Below are 18,430 nucleotides of genomic sequence, written 5' to 3'. Positions count from 1 at the left end.
GCGCATTGGACAAATGGAGTGTCAGCATGCAGATCGGAATGGTTGGGCTTGGACGAATGGGCGCAAACATGGTGCGCCGTCTTCTGAAACAGGGTCATGATTGCGTGGTCTTCGACGTCAATCTCGACAATGTCGCAGCATTGGTGAAGGAAGGCGCAGTTGGCGCGACCTCGCCAGACGACCTGGTCGCGAAGCTGTCACCGCCACGCGCCGTCTGGCTAATGCTGCCGGCGGCAATAACGCCGAAAATTGCTCGTGACTTTGCCGCCAGACTGCAGGCGGGCGATGCCATCATCGATGGCGGCAACTCCTTCTACCGGGATGCCATCGATTTGGCGGCGGAATTTGCGCCCCGTCGCATCGACTTCATCGACACCGGTACATCCGGTGGCGTCTGGGGTCTGGAGCGCGGCTATTCTCTGATGATCGGTGGCCCGTTGGGTGCCGTGCAGCGGCTCGATCCGATTTTTGCCTCACTTGCTCCCGGTACGGGCCAGGGCATCGCGGCCGATCCCGTCACCGGCACGGCGCCAATGGGATATTTGCATTGCGGACCGTCAGGCGCAGGGCATTTCGTCAAGATGGTTCACAATGGCATCGAATACGGTGTTATGGCCGCCTATGCGGAAGGCCTGAATATCTTGAAGGCAGCGAATGCCGGCACGCAGCACCGGGAGGCCGATGCGGAAACAGCGCCGCTCGCCCACCCGCAATACTACCAGTTCGACATCGATCTTCCTGCCGTGACGGAGGTCTGGCGGCATGGGTCCGTCATCGGCTCGTGGTTGCTCGATCTGACGGCGGAGGCGCTGAAGCAGGACCCTCATCTCGACCAGTATGGCGGGCGGGTGTCAGATTCAGGCGAAGGGCGCTGGACCCTTCAGGCGGCCGTCGAAACGGGTGTTCCTGCGCCTGTTTTGGCTTCCGCCCTGTTCGAGCGCTTCTCCTCACGCGGTGAGGCGGAGTTTGCCGGCAAGGTACTCTCGGCCATGCGCAATGCCTTTGGTGGCCATCTGGAAAAAGCAAAATGAGGGCGTCGGCCATGGATAAGCAGCGATCGGACGTACTCGTGGTGTTCGGTGCCACCGGCGACCTTGCCTACAAAATGATCTTTCCTTCCCTTTACGCCATGGTGAAACGCGGCGCGCTTCAAACGCCAGTCGTCGGTGTCGCCTTCGATGACTGGTCGCGCGATCAGCTGATCGCGCGGGCGCGCGACGCGGTTACCAGCCACGTCGACAAGATCGATGAAGCCGTCTTCGAAAAATTCGCTTCTCAACTGCATTACGTGTCCGGCGACTACCGTAACGAGGCGACATTCGAAAAGCTGCGCGCCGCACTCGGTGACCACGGTCATCCGCTTTATTACCTCGCCATTCCGCCGTCACTGTTTGAAACCGTCGTGACCGGGCTTGATAAGGCCGGGATAGCAGCCTCGGCGCGATTGATGGTGGAAAAACCGTTCGGCCGCGATCTTGCCACGGCGGAGGCCCTGAACCAGTCGCTGCATGCGGTTTTCGAAGAGGATGCCATTTTTCGCATCGACCATTTTCTCGGCAAGGAGGCGATTCAGAACCTTCTTTATTTCCGGTTCGCCAATGCCTTTCTTGAGCCGGTCTGGAACCGCGACCATGTTGAAAGCGTGCAGATCACCATGGCCGAGGATTTTGGCATCAAGGGACGTGGAAAGTTTTATGACGAGGTTGGATGCATCCGGGATGTGATCCAGAACCATCTCATCAACGTGCTGTTGCTACTGGCCATGGAGCCACCGGCAACAAGCGCTTCGGATGATCTTGTCGATGAGAAAGTGCAGATCCTCAAAGCCATGCCACCGCTCAGCCGCGAGGATGTGGTGCGTGGCCAGTTCGACGGTTACCTTGACGAACCCGGCGTTGCGCCCGGCTCAAGCCGCGAAACCTTTGCCGCCGTGCGGTTTCGCGTGGCCACATGGCGCTGGAACGGCGTGCCTTTCTTCATCCGCGCCGGAAAGAACCTGCCTGCACATGCAACCGAAGTTGTGGTGCGTTTCAAGCGGCCGCCGATAGCGCTTTTCGGCGATGTTGAGGCGGCGGCCGCAAATTATGTGCGCTTCCGGCTCGGGCCAGATATCGCCATCGGCATTGGCGCGCGCCGCAAGGCTGCCGGGGACGGTATGCTCGGCGAGGCGGTGGAACTGGGCGCTGTCGATGACGGCATCGGCGACATGGCACCTTATGAAAGGCTGATCGGCGATGCGATGGCAGGCGAACGCCAGCTTTTCACCCGTCAGGATGCGGCAGAACTTGCATGGAAAATCGTTGAGCCCATTCTCGACGACCCGGCCGTGCCGCCACGCTATGCCGTAGGAAGCTGGGGTCCGGTCGAGATGGAGAGTTTCGCGCCGCCTGGCGGTTGGGTTGATCCGGAGTGACGCCCATGCCGGCAAATACCACGGACGGTAGTTCAATGACACAGGATCGGATCGTTCTAGCGATCGATATCGGCGGCAGCCACGTCAAGATCCGCTCAAGTGCCGGTGGCGACGAGCGCAAGGTCGAAAGCGGCAAGGCGATGACCGGGCCAGAAATGGTCATTGCCGTAACCGCCATGGCGAAAGACATGACCTATGACGTCATCGCCATGGGATATCCCGGTCCGGTCGTCCACAACAAACCGCTTCGCGAACCGGTCAATCTGGGTACAGGCTGGGTCGGTTATGATTACGCCGGCGCTTTCCGCTGCCCCGTTCGTATCGTTAACGATGCGCTGATCCAGGCAATCGGCTCCTATCAGGGCGGGCGCATGTTGTTTCTCGGTCTCGGAACAGGCTTGGGAGCTGCGATGATTGTCGAAAACGTGGCCCAGCCCATGGAGATCGCTCATCTTCCCTATCGGAAGGGCAAAACGTACGAGCACTATCTCCGAGAGGCGTATCGCGAAGAGAAGGGCAATGCCAAATGGCAAAAGCGCGTCACTGATGTCGTAGAGCGTCTGACTGCCGCCCTTGAACCGGATGAGGTGGTCATCGGCGGCGGTAATGTCGAAAAACTCGATACCCTGCCGCCCGGATGCCGCCGCGGAGATAATGCGCTTGCTTTCGAAGGCGGATTCCAGCTGTGGAAGAACCCGAACCTCATCGTCTAGCCGGTCAAATATGCTAGGTCGGCTGCTGCTTCGATAACCACGCAATCGGCGCGGCGGAGCCTCTACCTAATCGGTTGGAGGCTTCTCGGCCGACACCCACTTGTTCCGGCCTGTCTGCTTGGCGCTCAAAAGCGCAGCGTCCGCCCTTTCCAGGACGCTGCTCACGGTTCCGGCGCCCGGTGACGTTGCGATACCGATGGATATGGTGATCGAGTCAAGCAGACGGCCCCGGTAGGTGAAAGGTGCGCGCTCGACCGCATGCCGGAGTTTCTCCGCAACCTTGATGGCATCTTCAATGCCCCCAGCCGGCATGAGCACGGTGAATTCCTCGCCGCCGAAACGGAATAGTTCACCCAGATCGCCGACAGCTTCCGACAGCACCTGGGCGACATATTGCATCACCGCATCACCGGCATCATGGCCAAACCGGTCGTTGAAGCGCTTGAAATGGTCGATGTCGAGCATCAGACATGCAAGCGAATTGGTTGGCTTTTCAATATGCCTGTTCAGCGTCTCATCAAGCGATCGACGGTTCAAAAGACCAGTCAGGGCGTCTTGCCGTGCCATGCCAACTAGCCGCTGCCGAAGCTGGAGGTTTGCAACGGCAAGGCCTATATTTTCGGCGAGGAGTTCGAGATATAGCCGCTCTAACTCCAGCGTCTCGCTACTCTGCGGAATTTCAAGATACAATAAGCCGACGGTTTCTCCCAATGCGGTGAGTGGTATGCACAGGCCTGTTCCGAAACTGCCATGTAGGTGATGGCAGACAACATCGTCTCCGCCCGGGTTGCTGGCGTGGGGACGTCCGCGACGGAGAGCCCAGCAATCGTCTATCGAAAATTCCGGGGCGGAAAACGAAGGATCGGACCATTGTCCGGTCGAATGGAGAACCGAACTGTTTTCCTTGAGAACAAGCAGGCGGCCGGCAATGGCCGGGAAAATTTGCGGCATGAATTTCGAAACGACGTCGGACAATTCTTCCTGATTCTGGCAGGCCTGAATCCGATGCATCATCTGCAGGATCAGGTCCTTGATGCGTTGATTCCTGCGGTGCTCCGCGTCAAGCCGTTCCCGTTCCAGTCCGTTGCTGCGGAAGATCCTGATAGCCTGGTTCATTTCACCGATTTCGTCACGCCGGCCTTCGTCGGGCAGGTCGATACTGTAATCCTGCCGGGCAAGGCGCGTGACGATGTTGCTCATTTTGATAAGCGGCAAGGCAACGCGTCTGCTGAGGACAAAATAGAGTACGGCCACAAACATCAGGGCGGTGAGCGCAAGCATCACCTTCGCGATCGATCCGTAGAAATCGCTTCGGTCTTTAGCCTGGTCAACCATTGCCTGCGAGCGGGCCGCAATGGCTTCTCTCAGCGTCGCGACGGTTGTCAGCAGGTCCGTATGCAGTCGATAGTGCTCATCGCCGAACAGGACCTGCTGTGCATCGTTCTGGCGGCCGGATCGATAGAAACCGATTGCATCGCGCTCCATCTTGTCCAGTGCGTCGGCGCTCTTTCGTATGTCCTGAAATGAGCCTGCCTCTTGCGGCGAAACACCAAGAGCTGCGAGTTTGTCCAGGGTGTTTTCAAGGTGCTTTTCCTGATCTTCGTCGACGTAGAATTTTGCGAGATGTTGCTCGTCGCCCCGCATGACGTAAAGACGCGCCTCCTCGGTGCGCTCGTCCGCAATGATCGCCAGTTCTTCGGCGAGATCGGTCAGTTCGAGATGATTCTGGATTGCCACCCGCTCTTGAGAAGCGCTTCTGGCCGATAGAATGAATGTGGTCGCCGATACTGTCGTGAGCACGAGGGTGACAGCATAAGCCAGGTTCGTGATGGTACTAAGTCGCATGATGGCGCCGTATGCTTGCCGCATGGCATGAAAACCGGGTGCGGCGGGGTCCAATTTCAGAGTCTGCTTATGTTAGGCCATCTCGTCAAACGGGAAGTCAACACGCGGTTAACCGTCAATATGATCTGTCGCACCGCGGGCCAAGTCAGGCACCCCATGGCGATGCACCTGGACCGTCTCCACCAACGGTCACAATATCCGCCAGCGCGATTCCGGTATGTCGGCAGCGGGCCAGAAAGCCGTGTATTTAGAGGCTTTTGAAAAGCCCCGCGCAGCAACGGAATTATATTTCACGACGCATCACAAAGCCGTGAAACCTTTCGACGCATCGTTCGTTTAGCGCCCATGATCGATAATGACGCAGGACCGAAGCCGGTCGTTGGTGCCGACGAGACTGGCACCCAAACCGCATCCGAAAACGATGCCCATGAAAACGATGATCCGCTCCCGCCAGAGGAGATGGAACCTGCTTTGGGCTTGACGCCGGAGGAGGCCGAGGAGGCTCGCAGGAAATATCTGCTGAAGCGCTTCTGGATCAGCGCGCGAGGTTTCTGGAGCCGTCGCGGCGATCGGCTGGCCTGGCTGTTTTCGCTCGGGCTTCTGGCTATGATCGGCATAAATGTCGGCTTCCAGTATGGCATCAACGTCTGGAATCGCGGGATTTTTGACGCCATTGAGAAACGCGACGCGTCGACGGTCTATTTTCTCGGATCCGTCTTTCCGCTGCTCGTCCTGGGAAGTGTCTTTATCGTGACCTCGCAGGTCTATGTCAGGATGCGCATTCAGCGGCGCTGGCGTTCCTGGCTGACAAAGTCGCTCGTTGGGAGATGGATTGCGAATGGCCGCTATTATCAGCTCAATTTGATCGATGGTGACCATCAAAACCCCGAGGCAAGGCTCTCGGAGGATATGCGTATTGCCACCGAGGCGCCCGTGGATTTTGTTTCAGGTGTCATCGCTGCATTCGTGTCTGCCTCTACTTTTATCGTTGTCTTGTGGACGATTGGTGGCGCTCTTACGGTCTCTATCGCGGGTGTCTGGATCACGATCCCCGGCTTTCTCGTGATTGCGGCTGTTATCTATGCAATCATCACATCCAGTTCCATCGCCTTCATTGCCCGGAACTTCGTCAAGGTTTCCGAAGTCAAGAACCAGGTTGAAGCGGAGTTTCGCTACACGCTTACGCGCGTCAGGGAGAATGGTGAGAGCATCGCCCTGCTTGGCGGCGAAGACGAGGAGCGCAGCGATCTGGACAAGCGCTTCGGCAATGTCCGGCGGCAGTGGCGTCTCATGGCGCAGCAATATATGCGCACCACGGTCGTATCGAATGGATCGATGTTGATTGCCCCCGTCGTACCGGTTCTGTTGTGCGCGCCGAAGTTTCTCGATGGAAGCATGTCTCTTGGCGAGGTAATGCAGGCTGCCTCCGCTTTCACCATTGTTCAATCCGCATTTGGCTGGCTGGTCGACAACTATCCCCGTCTGGCCGACTGGAACGCCTGCGCGAGACGTGTTGCCTCCCTGATGATGTCGCTCGATGGCCTTGAGCGCGCCGAAAAGAGCGACACTCTCGGTCGGATCGTGCGAGGCGAAACGGAAGGCGAGACAATACTCAGCCTCAAGGATGTGTCCGTTTCTCTCGGTGACGGAACGGCCGTCGTCAAGGAGACGGATGTCGAGATCGGCGCGGGCGAGAGAGTGCTTGTCGCGGGGGAATCGGGCTCGGGCAAAAGCACACTGGTTCGGGCCATTTCCGGTCTCTGGCCATGGGGTGGAGGCAGCGTCAATTTTCGCGCCGGCAGCCGATTGTTCATGCTGCCGCAGCGGCCATATATTCCGGCTGGCACGCTACGTCGGGCGGTCTGCTATCCGCAACCGGCCGAGAGCTGGACGCCGGAAGAGATCGGGGCCGCTCTCGACAAGGTCGGTCTGGGTCAACTCAAGGACAAGATTGAAGACGAGGCGCCGTGGGACCAGACGTTATCAGGTGGCGAAAAACAACGGCTGACCTTCGCACGCCTGTTGCTGAACGCCCCCGACATCATCGTCATGGACGAGGCGACGGCGGCTCTGGACGAGAAAAGTCAGGACAAGATGATGCAGACGGTAATTGATGAGCTACCCGATGCGACGATCGTAAGCGTAGCGCATCGTGCCGAACTGGAAGCGTTTCATAGCCGGAAGATCACATTGGAACGGCGGGAGGGGGGCGCAAAGCTTGTCAGCGATATCGATCTCATTCCTCGCAAGGCGAGAGGCTCCATGCTGCGGAGAATAGTCAAGCGGAGGTGATGGCACCGACGCTTGTGCTGACCTGCTTGAATGCCGGGGTAGGAGAGTTGGTGGCCGCTCATTGTCGTTGGGGAGAATTCACCGACCACTTTGGCGAGAACGAACAGAATGAGGGCTTGCCGCGGATCGAAGTGCAAATTGGAACTTCTGCTGTCACGGCACCCCGGAACAATCGTGCATTTTGTTGGTTGGCATCCCTAAAACGGCAACAAGGGGCAGCGTGTTATGAATAAATTCTTCACTCGCTTCGCAAGCACTATAGCTTCATTTTCCGGCTCTCCAACGGCTTTCATGGTGGCTCTCGGAACCGTGCTCGTATGGGGGATCAGCGGACCGCTGTTTGGGTTTTCGGAGGTCTGGCAACTGGTCATCAATACGGGTACGACCATTGTCACCTTCCTGATGATTTTTCTCGTGCAGAATTCACAGAACAGGGATTCCGCAGCGATGGAAGCAAAACTGGACGAGTTGTTGCGGGCGGTGGAGCAGGCGCGCGGTGACTTCATTGGGATCGAGCACCTCACGGAAGAGGAAATCGAAAAGATTCGTGCACGTCTCGAAAGGGAAAGCGGACCGGATAGCGATAAGCCGGCACCCCATCATGCCATGGCCCGCTTGCTTTCCCGACGTTAATGGCATTTACCTTTGGCAGGCGCGTGTCAGGCGCGCTCTATGCGCAGAGAGAATTCGCCTCGGGTGAAAAGTGGCTCGAAGCCGTCATCGAAACGTCCGAGGCGGATCAGCCCTTTCGAGTATCGGTAGCTGTCGTAATAGAAGACTAGATTACCCCATGGCGCGTAATAAGCGATGTCGCCGGGACGTGCGTTATCGAAAGGCGTGTCAGTCACCTGCGTCAACTTTCGAGGCAGATATGCGATTTTCTCGTTGGTCGAATAGTCTTCGATCGTGAGATCGAGCGGCAGCATTTTCATGAGCTCGCGTGCCGACGGGTTGTCAAACAAGGTCGCGGTCATGCTGTGACCACCAAAGGCCATTCGGAAACTCATCAAGGATACCTCCGTTTTTGTTACCTGACCGAACAATGCGGACGGGAAAGCTGTGGCCGCGGTAGCCAGCCCAAGAAATAGACGCCGGTCGATCATTGGAATGCTCTCATGCCGAACTGCTTTACGAGGATATTCTCGATGATTTGAATGCCAGCGCTGACGCGGCCAGGAGCAAACCTGCGCTTGCCAGGAAAGTCATGCGGTAGCCGGATGCGTCGTAAAGAAATCCGCCCACTATCGCACCGGCTGATATCGCAAGCTGGATGACCGCAACCATGAGACCACCTCCGGCTTCCGCATCCTGCGGCATTGAGCGGGCGAGCCACGCCCACCAACCCACTGGCGCCGCGGTGGCGATCATTCCCCAGACCGCAAGCGCTATCGCCGCGACAGGGAGACTGTTGCCGAAGGCAACAAGTATCACGGCCGTCACCGCCATCAGAGCCGGGATGACGATCAGAACGCGATACAGGCGGTTGGCGAGAAAGTAACCGATTAGGCTGGTGCCAACGATGCCGGCAACTCCGATGCCCAGAAGAATGAAGGTGAGTACCGAGATATCTACTCGTGTCACAGTTTCGAGAAACGGGCGGACATAGGTGAACAGCGTGAACTGGCCCATAAAGAAAACCGAGACCGATGCCATGCCGATAGCGATCAAGGGACGGTTCAGTAGCCTGAATGCATTCTTTGACGTTTTCCCGGGGAGGGGTTTCATGGAAGGGAGGCTTGCCAGCTGCCACAGGAATGCGATCGCCGCGACGGGGACGACAGTGAAGAAGGCACCTCGCCAACCGATGATCGATCCAAGAAACGCGCCGAGCGGAGGAGCAACGACAGTTGCCAGCGCGTTACCGCTGTTAAAGATTGCAAGCGCTCGGGGCACGAGATGCTCCGGTACAAGACGCATGGCGGTCGCTACCGATATGGACCAGAACCCACCGATCACTATCCCGATGAGCGCGCGCCCGACCATGAATATTTCATAGTTCGGTGCGATCGCCACGGTCACGCCAGAAAGGGCCATCAGTGCCGTCAGAGCAAGCAACAGCAGCTTACGGTCCCACTCTCCCGCGAGATACGAGACAAAGAGGCTCGTGACGACGGCGAAAGCGCCGGAGATCGCGATCGAATGTCCGGCCGATCCTTCGCTGATGCGCAGTTCATCCGCGATCGGCGTCAGCAGGCTGAGAGGCATGAATTCAGACGCGATCAGGGCGAAAACGCAGAGCGTCATCGCCAACACACCGCCCCAGTTTGCGGATCGGGATCTGGCTTCCCCTGTGGAAATTGTAGTTTCTATGGACATGGTACGGCAGCTTTTCTTGGCTATTTCTTCAACGCTCTTCCGCTGCTGATGGGAGGCAGCGAGGTGAAACATAAGTCATGAAGCATCTTGCAATAAGCCGCCTGTCACGGGATGCAGTCATGAACGATGCTCATCAAAGGGTCTTGTTTAGCCGCGCCCGGCCTGCTTGCGTATTATCCACGTCGATGCAGGGGCTCGGTTCATTCATGAATATCGCTCATGACGGCATGCCTTCGCTGCGGTCTAATCTCGCGACAATCTCCGATCTATCTTTTGAACGACGCTGCTGCATCACCCCTCAAAGCAGCCCACCGGCCGCTCGTCACGGCAACGACAATGGAGAGTGAAGTGAGCAATCAGAACGAAAACGCTTCTACGGGAGAGGGCCTGGACATGGGCCGCCGTGGCCTTCTCAAGATTACGGGTGTCGGCATCGCCGCGATTGGCGCGGCGTCAGTGATGGCGGTATCGAAGGCAGAGGCGCAAGCATTGAAGATGACGCAGGACTGGGACAAGGTTTTTCCGAAGAGCGAGAAGGTCGATCACCAGAAGGTCTCGTTCAAAAACCGTTATGGCATCACCCTGGCGGCCGACCTCTACATGCCCAAAACCCGCAACAGCGTCGGAAACCCCGCAATCGTGGTGAGCGGACCGTTTGGCGCGGTCAAGGAACAATCGTCCGGCCTTTACGCACAGACGATGGCCGAACGCGGTTTCGTCACTCTGGCATTCGATCCTTCCTATACAGGTGAGAGCGGCGGCGAACCGCGCAATATCGCGTCTCCCGACACCAATACCGAGGATTTCAGTGCGGCTGTGGACTACATCGGTCTGCGTCCCGAAGTCGATCGCGAACGGATCGGCGTCATCGGTGTCTGCGGCTGGGGTGGCATGGCGCTCAATGCCGTAGCCTCGGACAAGCGTGTGAAGGCCGTGGTTGCCAGCACCATGTACGATATGACCCGCGTTATGTCCAAGGGCTACAACGACAGCGTCACGCTGGAGCAGCGCACGGCGACCCTGGAACAGTTGAGCCGCCAGCGGTGGGTCGATGCGGAAAAGGGTACACCTGCCTATCAGGCGGCCTACAACGCGGAAGTCGGACCCGACGCGCCGCAGTTCATGGTCGATTATCACGACTACTACTCGACACCACGCGGTTATCATCAGCGGGCGGTCAACTCCCGGAACGCCTGGTCGCAAACAACGCCAATTTCGTTCATGAACATGCCGATCCTGAGCTACATCGCGGAAATTTCGCCGCGCCCGGTTCTATTCATTCATGGCGAGAAGGCCCATTCTCTCTATTTCGCAGAGACCGCGTATGCGGCGGCGGCCGAACCGAAGGAACTCCATGTCATTCCCGGCGCAAGCCACACGGACCTCTACGACAAGATGGATGTGATCCCCTTCACCAAGCTCGCCAGCTTCTTTGAGCAGCACCTGTCGGCTTGATACGTCCTGCAGTGACGTAACAGCTCAGGAGCCCGCCCAAAGCGGGCTCTTTTTCTGTTAGTGCGGCATGAGCATTATGCCATAATCAACAGGTCTGGATGCAGGAGGCTCATGAATGGCACGCGATACCGTCAACGATCTTGCAGCTTTCATTGCTGTTGCCCGAGAACAGAGCTTTACCCGGGCGGCGGCGAAGCTGGGCGTATCGCAGTCAGCATTGAGCCACACACTTCGCCAGCTTGAAGCCAGGTTGGGCGTGCGTCTCCTGATGCGGACGACCAGAGCGGTTTCGCCGACGGAGGCGGGCGAGCGGCTGCTAAACGGGATCGGTCCACATTTCGACGAGATCGAAGCGCATGTCGATGCGTTGAACGAACTGAGGGAAAAGCCGGCGGGAACGATCCGTATCGTCGCCGCCGAGTACGCGATCACCTATGTCCTCTGGCCCAAACTCAGGAAATTTTTGCCTCAATATCCCGACATCAAGGTCGAGCTGATCCTCGACAACGGACTGACCGACATCGTGACGGAGCGTTATGATGCGGGGGTGCGTATGGGTGAACATCTCGCGAAAGACATGATCTCCGCAAGGATCGGTCCCGACTTTTGTCTCGCTGTCGTCGGATCGCCCGCCTACTTCAAGAACCGACCACACCCGAGGCATCCCAAGGACCTGGTCGGCCATGATTGCATCAACTTCCGGCTGCCGAGTGCCGGCGGCCTTTATGTATGGGAGTTCGAGGACAAGGGCCGCGAGATCAAGATCAAGGTCGATGGCCAGCTCGCCTTCAACAACAGTTTCAATTCGCTGGAAGCCGCGCTTGACGGCTTCGGGCTTGCCTACATCCCGGAGGAAATGATCCTTCCTTATGTCGCAGACGGCCGGCTGGTTCGCGTGCTGCAGAAATATTCCCCGCCCTGGGACGGATATTACCTCTATTACCCCAGCCGTCGCCAGGCATCACCGGCGTTCGTCAGGGTTTTGGAGGCCCTGCGATATCGGGTTTGACGGGAGTTGTCGGCCCCCTGTGGATGTCCGTAACCCGGAACGATCCATGTCCGACTTTCGTCTTCTCTGCGCTCGCTGCGGCTGACAAGTCCTTATCCTAGATCAGCAGATAGCTGGCTTCAGAAATGCGTTGAACAATGGCTTGCCCTGCAAGGACGATAATGTCGCCGTCCATCTGTTGATGAGGCCGCAGCAAGTGTTTGTCGATCGTCAGCAGGAAATGCGATGAGTGCAGTTCGCCTGGGGAAATGGAGATGTAAGACCAGCGATGCCAGGCAAATGGCATGGTGGCGAGGCCCATTCCCAGCAATCCCTTGAGGCGCATCGACCATATTGACGAGGACTTGGCGTGGCGCGCAGCATCGGTTGCAACGGCACCGTCGACAATATGCTGTTGGTTCCAGGTTGTCTGGCCATGGTTGATCTTCCATGCTTCGGGGTCATCGTTTGCCAGATCGATCCTCGATTTTACCGGCTCGGCGATCAGCGCGACGTTCGGACTGAGCAAGCGTGGAACAAAAGAAAACGGCAGGCTGCGGATTTCGCGCAGGGGCGCGTTGACGCGGATAAGCTGCGCCAGACACCGCCAGTCGAAGCCCTGATGTGACGTATGGTGAGCGGGCACCCGGTCCAGCCGGTATAAGCCTGCCCAAAAAGTCTCTTTCAGATTGCCGGATTGCCGGTCGTAGCCCATGAGGGCCGAACCCCAGTTCTTGATCCATACGGCTGGCCCGACTTCGACGGGTACAGTAACCAGGAAAATGCGGGGACGAACGATTGCGCAGACGTGCTCGATGACACGGACGGTGCGGTTGAGGTGGATATGTTCAAGCGTTTCCAGCGCGATGACGATGTCGGCCTCGATCGTTTCGTAAAGGCTCTCGTCGGTGGCGTCGCCGACGATGAAGCGGCAGTTTTCGTAGTTGCTGTAGCGATTGCGCGCGGCCTCGATGAAGATTGGATCGTAGTCGATACCGACGTAATCAACGTCGAATTTTTCCAGAATATGTCCGACCGCGGTTCCGGGGCCGCAGCCGATATCCAGTATTCTGACCTTCCGATTGCCGACGTCCTTCTGCACTGTTTCGAGGACCTCGAGCAGCTTTCGATAGCGGCCTGCATGCAGAAAGCGCGTCAGCCAGTTGAAGTTCTGCATTTTTTCGTAAGTCGTCGCGAACGTACCCATCCAATCCGCCTCCATGAACCGTAGATGATGTCGTCTCGCGCTACCTGTTATCGTAAAGATCGTGCGCGACCCGGCGTTGTATTTTTGAAGTCTGGCACGGCCTGCGTGACCTGCAACTCGACCAAAAGGCTTAAGTCGGAAGCGGGGATACCCACCCTGCCTCCTCTTAAAGGCAGATGTCGACGTGGTGGACGGTGAATCAGCCAGTTCTGACCGGCCGTCCTCTCCCTTTTGGTATGCTGCCGATGCGCAGGGCCTCGTTATACCTTTCAAGGAGGCGCCATCCGGGGCCGGAACCGCTGGGAGATGTGGTGGATGGTAGACAAGAGAGCCTTGATTATCGGCGTAACCGGGCAAGACGGCGCTTATCTCAGTGAATTGCTGCTTGCCAAGGGATATATTGTGCACGGCCTGAAAAGGCGGTCTTCCTCATTCAACACCGGCCGGATCGATCATCTTTATCAAGATCCCTTCGAGGAAAACCTTCGCTTTCGTCTTCACTTCGGTGACCTGACGGACGCCACGAACCTGTGCCGGGTCATTCAGGAGGTCCAGCCCGACGAGATCTACAATCTCGGTGCCCAAAGCCATGTCCAGGTCAGCTTCGAGACGCCGGAATATACGGCAAATGCGGATGCGCTTGGCACGCTGAGGCTGCTGGAAGCCATGCGCATTCTGAACCTCGGCGACCGTTGCCGGTTTTATCAGGCGTCCACGTCGGAGCTGTTCGGCGGGATGGGCACTGTTGCTCAGCACGAGGGTACGCCGTTCTATCCAAGAAGCCCTTATGCTGCGGCAAAACTCTACGCATACTGGATGACGGTCAATTACCGGGAAAGTTACGGCTTTCACGCATCCAACGGCATTCTCTTCAACCATGAGAGCCCCATTCGCGGGGAGACATTCGTCACGCGGAAAATCACGCGCGGCGTTGCCGCCATCGAACGCGGTCTCATGAGCAAGCTGCGTCTTGGTAATCTCGACGCAAAGAGGGACTGGGGGCATGCGCGCGATTATGTTGAAGGCATGTGGCGTATCGTGCAGCAGGAAATACCCGAGGACTATGTGCTCGCAACCGGCGAGGCACATACGGTGCGGGAATTCGTTGAGCTTGCTTTCGGCGTGGTCGGAAAGACCATCGAGTGGAATGGCGATGGCAGTGACGAAGTGGGATACGACGCCAAAACTGGCAATACGATCATCGAAATCGATCCCAGATATTTTCGTCCGGCGGAAGTGGATTTTCTTCTCGGCGACCCCAGCAAGGCGCGCAGGAAACTCAACTGGAGCCACTCGACTTCCTTTTGCGACCTCGTTCAGGAAATGGTCGAAGCGGATCTTCGCCTCGTGATGTTGGAAGAGGGAAGAAATGAATTCGTCGCATAAATCGCAGGAAATCCCGTTCAGCTTGAATGGCAAGCGCGTCTGGGTTGCCGGCCATACCGGAATGGTCGGCTCGGCACTCGTGCGACGTCTCCAGCGCGAAAATTGCGAAATTCTCAAAGTCTCTCGCAGCGAGCTCGATCTGACCCGACAGTACGAGACGGAGCAATGGATGGCGGCGGCAAGACCTGAGGTCATTTTTGTCGCTGCCGCCAAGGTTGGAGGCATCGCAGCAAATGCGGCCTATCCGGCGGACTTTCTTTACACCAATACGCTAATTTCGATGAATATCATGAAATCGGCTGCCGATATCGGTGTTGAAAAGCTTCTCTGGATGGGATCTAGCTGCATCTACCCGAAATTCGCAGCGCAGCCGATCACGGAAAATGCCCTTTTGACAGGCCCTTTGGAGCCTACCAACGAGGCCTACGCGATTGCGAAGATCGCGGCGCTCAAGCTTTCCCAATTCTACTCCAGTCAGTACGGCCTGAATTGCGTCTCCGTCATGCCGACAAATATTTACGGGCTGAACGACAATTTCGATCCGCAAAGCTCACACGTCATTCCTGCGATGATCAGGAGAATGCATGAAGCGAAAATCAGCGGCCAGAACAAGATTGTTCTATGGGGCACCGGCAGTCCTCTGCGGGAGTTTCTCCATGTGGACGATCTGGCGGATGCCTGTTGCTTCCTCATGAAATCATCGGCGCATTTTCCGCTGATCAATATCGGCTCGGGGCGGGAGATATCCATCCGCAATCTCGCCCATCTGATTGCAGGCATCGTCGGCTACGATGGGCAGATCGTTTTTGACACCAGCAAACCGGATGGAGCCCCCAGAAAGCTGCTCGATTGCTCGCGGCTCAACGCGCTTGGCTGGAACTCGACGGTCGAGCTCAGATACGGAATTCAGGACTTGTATGAGTGGTGGCGACAACCGAAGTCGCTGCAATCGGATATGTTACGACAAGCGGCAAGATGAGATCGCCAAATGCCCTGATATTATCGATTTTGCTTGCCGCCCTTGTGCTCGCATTTTCGGGTCTCTCGTCTGCCGGGCAGCCTGCGGTGCGGGGAGGGCAAGAGCAAGCCAGCCAACCTGATCCACGGCAGTTCGGTTTCCCGATACCTGTTCCAGAACCACGATTGCCGGATGATGCGGATGCCTTCAATCCACCTTGGACAGAGGTAGGCGGCAAGGGGCCGGCAATCGCGGAAATTTCGAGAACGGCGGGCCCTGGCGAGGTTGTCTCGATGACCGGTGTCGATCTCGATGGACGAACGGGTTTCGAAGTCTTTTCGCAACACCCCGGTGCCGCGGAGGGCGTGGTGACCCCGTTGGCGTCGCTGACGGCTGACGCGACGGCGGCGACGCTGCTGCTGCCAGCCACGCTTCCTTCATGGTCCACCTACCTGATCAAGCCCCAGGGTAGCACTCTTCAAGGGCGCAGCTTCGCAATCAATCGCACGGAAAGCTGGTGGATCGGGCCCGATGCCGCAGCGCCGGGAGCCATCGTCTCGGTCTATGGACGCAACCTTTCGCGGTCCAACGGGGCCAGCCAATCCTATCTCTATATCAAGCCGGTCGCTGTTGCCGGCTCGTATGTTCCGGCAATCTCCGTCAACCCCTTTAAGGTCGATTTCGAGGTGCCGGCTCTGCCACCGGGTAACTATGAAGTTTGGGTTCACAATACCCATGGCGGCCGCTTCGGCTGGAGCGGTCCGCTGACGCTTGAGGTCCTGTCGCAATCGCCATGGGCGGTGCAGGATAAAAAGCGCATCGATGCCAGGCAGTTCGGGGCAACGGGCGATGGCATGACCGACGACACCGCAGCCATTTTGCGCGCGCTCGACGCCGCGGCCGCAACGACGCCATCGGTTTTGTATTTCCCCGCCGGGATTTATCTCGTGACAAAGCCTTTGGTTGCGCCCGCCAATGTGGCGTGGTTCGGGGAAGGGGTGAACAAAACGGAGATCAGGCTGAACCACGGGATTGATCAGAGCATGGTTGTCGTTAACGGCGACGACACCCGGTTCGGAAACCTGACCCTCAATGCCAACCGCAACATTGCGGGTAAACCTCTTCTTGCTTTGCGCAACGCCAAAAACACACGGCTGGATTCCGTACGTATCGACGCCTGGGGCGTGCCGGCGTTTGATGCCCAGGACACCGTAGGTCTTTTTGTGCATGCGTCCGAGTTGATCGAGAACGGATCCTTTTACGGCGCGAGCCGGCAGGTGTTTTTCTCCAACAATAGGTTTCGGATGACGGGTTACGGCGAATCCGTCGTCGCGCTATGGGGTGGGCGCGATTTCGCCATGACGGGCAACGAGCTGACAAATGCGGATGAAAGCCGCGACGACGGTCATGGCATCGGACGTTTTTTTGTTGGCCAGGCGCATTTCGGGAGCATGCGAAACCTCTATTTTGAGAAAAACATCTCGCGAAACGCCGCGCCCCACGACTGCACCAAGGTCGATTGCAACAAGGGCGAACAGATCTGCTTCGAGATCGTCGGGAGCAAGCTTAAAAACGATTTCGTCCGCGCTTCCTCGAACTCGGTTACCTTCAAATCCCTGTCGGATCTGGGGGAGGCCAAGCCGGGCGGCTTCGATCTCGTCATCGTTGGCGGGCGAGGGGCCGGGCAACACCGTCACATCGCGTCGACGGACGGATCTGTCGTTCTGCTCGAGCAACCCTGGAATGTCGTGCCGGATCGAACGAGCCGTTTTGCTCTGGCAGCGACCGCATCGAGAGCCGTGATATACGATAATGTGTTCGATGGCAGGGCAAGCTATGCGGAGCATGATTCCGATTCCACCGGCGTTCTTCTCTACGGCAACGTCTATGACGTGGTGGTCGACAGCAACCGCATCTCTCAGATGCGACACGGCATGATGACGGTTGCGCTGGACTCGACGCGGGGACTCAGCCCGTATTTCCTGCAATATTCCAACAACAGTGTGACTCGCAGCAACAGCGGCCTCTATGTCGGCACGACATTCGCGGATTCCGGGGTTGCCGGCATCTGGGGCGGTCTGGGGAATATTTATCGCAGGAACAGGTTCACGGATATCGCCTATATCGGCGTCGAATATGAAACCTGGAACCATTCCGGCGCCGACTATAATGGGACGGTCTTCGATGGAAATACCTTCGCCAACGTCCGTTACGGCTTCGTAGATGCCTACAAACTCATGTGGACGCACGACGGCAGCTTCAAGGCCGCACCGGCCGAACGCTCAAGGCGGATCAACACGGTGCTCTACAACAATCATTTTACCCGAGGAACGCCAGGACCCGTTCAAAGTGCGGGCTTCCTGACGATGCATCCGCAGAACAGCTGGATAAATGTCGGCTCTACATGGAGCGGTTTTGCAATGGGAAACGAGGGGCCTAAGGCCGTCACCGTTAAATCGTCCTCCAATGCTGCAAGGCTGACACCTGATTGAACCGGAGTCTATTCCCCGAAAATCCCGGCAAGGTACCTCTAATGACGTATCTGCGGTGAATTGACGAGCTGCCGGAAAGTCGCGAATATGGCTCAATCAATCAATCAATCAAGGCAATGCGATGCCACGGGCCATTGAGATCAAGGCTCGATGGTTGTCATTTCAGGCGAGGGGACCGACGGATCGTTCGTTACTCCATGAGTGGCGAGCGATCTGTGGTTCCAGTTTGACGAGGTAATATTCTTGCAAATTTCAATCTCAACCCGTCGGCGCAACAAGATTTGCGCGGCGCTGGTGACGGTTTGTGCCGAACGCAAATAGGCTCGCCCGGTTGAACGAGCGAGCCCTCCCAGTTACCGGGTAAC

The 18,430-nt window shown here is 57.4% G+C and carries 14 protein-coding genes; 10 read left to right on the top strand and 4 right to left on the bottom strand.

What is annotated here, in order from left to right; translation table 11 throughout:
• Positions 1 to 26: 26 nt before the first annotated feature.
• Genes gnd through RBH71_RS04205 form a run of 3 tightly spaced genes read left to right on the top strand, consistent with a single transcriptional unit; the run spans position 27 to position 3,126 of the window.
• Positions 27 to 1,031, top strand: coding sequence for a phosphogluconate dehydrogenase (NAD(+)-dependent, decarboxylating) (gene gnd / locus RBH71_RS04215; protein ID WP_111801544.1), 1,005 nt, complete (start codon positions 27 to 29; stop codon positions 1,029 to 1,031).
• Positions 1,028 to 2,413: a glucose-6-phosphate dehydrogenase gene (zwf, locus tag RBH71_RS04210; protein ID WP_111801545.1), complete on the top strand. Its 1,386-nt coding sequence runs from the start codon at positions 1,028 to 1,030 to the stop codon at positions 2,411 to 2,413. The genes gnd and zwf overlap by 4 nt, the downstream gene beginning before the upstream one ends.
• Positions 2,414 to 2,448: 35 nt before the next feature.
• Positions 2,449 to 3,126, top strand: coding sequence for an ROK family protein (locus RBH71_RS04205; protein ID WP_111801546.1), 678 nt, complete (start codon positions 2,449 to 2,451; stop codon positions 3,124 to 3,126).
• A gap of 66 nt (positions 3,127 to 3,192) precedes the next feature.
• On the opposite strand, the gene RBH71_RS04200 is transcribed toward RBH71_RS04205, so the two are convergent.
• On the bottom strand, positions 3,193 to 4,971 hold the full coding sequence (locus RBH71_RS04200) for a diguanylate cyclase (RefSeq protein ID WP_111801615.1): 1,779 nt from the start codon (positions 4,969 to 4,971) through the stop codon (positions 3,193 to 3,195).
• Positions 4,972 to 5,316: 345 nt separating this feature from the next.
• Between RBH71_RS04200 and RBH71_RS04195 the strand changes: the two genes are divergently transcribed.
• Both RBH71_RS04195 and RBH71_RS04190 read left to right on the top strand, forming a co-directional pair.
• Positions 5,317 to 7,263 (top strand): ABC transporter ATP-binding protein/permease, encoded by a 1,947-nt coding sequence (locus RBH71_RS04195; RefSeq protein WP_038493635.1) that lies wholly within the window; start codon positions 5,317 to 5,319, stop codon positions 7,261 to 7,263.
• Positions 7,264 to 7,488: 225 nt separating this feature from the next.
• The gene (locus RBH71_RS04190) at positions 7,489 to 7,896 is read left to right on the top strand and encodes a low affinity iron permease family protein (RefSeq protein WP_026330957.1); all 408 of its coding nucleotides are present in this window, start codon (positions 7,489 to 7,491) and stop codon (positions 7,894 to 7,896) included.
• Positions 7,897 to 7,922: 26 nt separating this feature from the next.
• On the opposite strand, the gene RBH71_RS04185 is transcribed toward RBH71_RS04190, so the two are convergent.
• On the bottom strand, positions 7,923 to 8,366 hold the full coding sequence (locus RBH71_RS04185) for a cyclophilin-like fold protein (RefSeq protein WP_236735842.1): 444 nt from the start codon (positions 8,364 to 8,366) through the stop codon (positions 7,923 to 7,925).
• 25 nt (positions 8,367 to 8,391) lie between these two features.
• Positions 8,392 to 9,579 carry an MFS transporter gene (locus RBH71_RS04180; RefSeq protein ID WP_416349303.1) on the bottom strand — a complete coding sequence of 396 codons (1,188 nt, stop codon included), beginning with the start codon at positions 9,577 to 9,579 and terminating at the stop codon, positions 8,392 to 8,394.
• 393 nt (positions 9,580 to 9,972) lie between these two features.
• Here RBH71_RS04180 and RBH71_RS04175 point away from each other — a divergent pair, with 393 nt between their 5' ends.
• Together RBH71_RS04175 and RBH71_RS04170 are read left to right on the top strand one after the other, a co-directional pair.
• On the top strand, positions 9,973 to 11,034 hold the full coding sequence (locus RBH71_RS04175; protein WP_112360992.1) for an alpha/beta hydrolase: 1,062 nt from the start codon (positions 9,973 to 9,975) through the stop codon (positions 11,032 to 11,034).
• A 115-nt stretch (positions 11,035 to 11,149) separates the two neighbouring features.
• Entirely contained in the window at positions 11,150 to 12,043 is an 894-nt protein-coding gene (locus tag RBH71_RS04170; protein ID WP_013761305.1) for a LysR family transcriptional regulator, read from the top strand.
• Positions 12,044 to 12,140: 97 nt separating this feature from the next.
• On the opposite strand, the gene RBH71_RS04165 is transcribed toward RBH71_RS04170, so the two are convergent.
• On the bottom strand, positions 12,141 to 13,502 hold the full coding sequence (locus tag RBH71_RS04165) for a class I SAM-dependent methyltransferase (RefSeq protein WP_323687158.1): 1,362 nt from the start codon (positions 13,500 to 13,502) through the stop codon (positions 12,141 to 12,143).
• 42 nt (positions 13,503 to 13,544) lie between these two features.
• On the opposite strand from RBH71_RS04165, the gene gmd reads away from it, so the two are divergent.
• The 3 genes from gmd to RBH71_RS04150 are packed head-to-tail and all read left to right on the top strand — an operon-like array spanning position 13,545 to position 18,065.
• Positions 13,545 to 14,615 (top strand): GDP-mannose 4,6-dehydratase, encoded by a 1,071-nt coding sequence (gene gmd / locus RBH71_RS04160; protein ID WP_019566379.1) that lies wholly within the window; start codon positions 13,545 to 13,547, stop codon positions 14,613 to 14,615.
• Positions 14,599 to 15,594, top strand: a complete 996-nt coding sequence (locus tag RBH71_RS04155) for a GDP-L-fucose synthase family protein (RefSeq protein ID WP_153793266.1) — start codon at positions 14,599 to 14,601, stop codon at positions 15,592 to 15,594. Before gmd ends, RBH71_RS04155 begins: the two co-directional genes overlap by 17 nt.
• Positions 15,537 to 18,065, top strand: coding sequence for a glycoside hydrolase family 28 protein (locus RBH71_RS04150; RefSeq protein ID WP_323687157.1), 2,529 nt, complete (start codon positions 15,537 to 15,539; stop codon positions 18,063 to 18,065). Before RBH71_RS04155 ends, RBH71_RS04150 begins: the two co-directional genes overlap by 58 nt.
• The last annotated feature ends 365 nt before the right edge of the window (positions 18,066 to 18,430 follow it).

Source organism: Rhizobium sp. AN68 (assembly GCF_030758035.1).
Classification (GTDB): Bacteria; Pseudomonadota; Alphaproteobacteria; order Rhizobiales; family Rhizobiaceae; genus Agrobacterium; species Agrobacterium tumefaciens.
The sequence above is the reverse complement of the archived record's forward strand: the minus strand, read 5'-3'. Positions and strand labels throughout refer to the sequence as shown.

What these genes read in the sequence shown, in the direction of transcription:
- zwf (WP_111801545.1), top strand. Translation starts at nt 1,028, where the DNA reads ATGAGGGCGTCGGCCATGGATAAGCAGCGATCGGACGTACTCGTGGTG.
- gmd (WP_019566379.1), top strand. Translation starts at nt 13,545, where the DNA reads ATGGTAGACAAGAGAGCCTTGATTATCGGCGTAACCGGGCAAGACGGC.
- RBH71_RS04180 (WP_416349303.1), bottom strand. Translation starts at nt 9,579, where the DNA reads ATGTCCATAGAAACTACAATTTCCACAGGGGAAGCCAGATCCCGATCC.
- RBH71_RS04185 (WP_236735842.1), bottom strand. Translation starts at nt 8,366, where the DNA reads ATGATCGACCGGCGTCTATTTCTTGGGCTGGCTACCGCGGCCACAGCT.
- gnd (WP_111801544.1), top strand. Translation starts at nt 27, where the DNA reads ATGCAGATCGGAATGGTTGGGCTTGGACGAATGGGCGCAAACATGGTG.
- RBH71_RS04190 (WP_026330957.1), top strand. Translation starts at nt 7,489, where the DNA reads ATGAATAAATTCTTCACTCGCTTCGCAAGCACTATAGCTTCATTTTCC.
- RBH71_RS04205 (WP_111801546.1), top strand. Translation starts at nt 2,449, where the DNA reads ATGACACAGGATCGGATCGTTCTAGCGATCGATATCGGCGGCAGCCAC.
- RBH71_RS04200 (WP_111801615.1), bottom strand. Translation starts at nt 4,971, where the DNA reads ATGCGACTTAGTACCATCACGAACCTGGCTTATGCTGTCACCCTCGTG.
- RBH71_RS04170 (WP_013761305.1), top strand. Translation starts at nt 11,150, where the DNA reads ATGGCACGCGATACCGTCAACGATCTTGCAGCTTTCATTGCTGTTGCC.
- RBH71_RS04195 (WP_038493635.1), top strand. Translation starts at nt 5,317, where the DNA reads ATGATCGATAATGACGCAGGACCGAAGCCGGTCGTTGGTGCCGACGAG.
- RBH71_RS04175 (WP_112360992.1), top strand. Translation starts at nt 9,973, where the DNA reads ATGGGCCGCCGTGGCCTTCTCAAGATTACGGGTGTCGGCATCGCCGCG.
- RBH71_RS04155 (WP_153793266.1), top strand. Translation starts at nt 14,599, where the DNA reads ATGAATTCGTCGCATAAATCGCAGGAAATCCCGTTCAGCTTGAATGGC.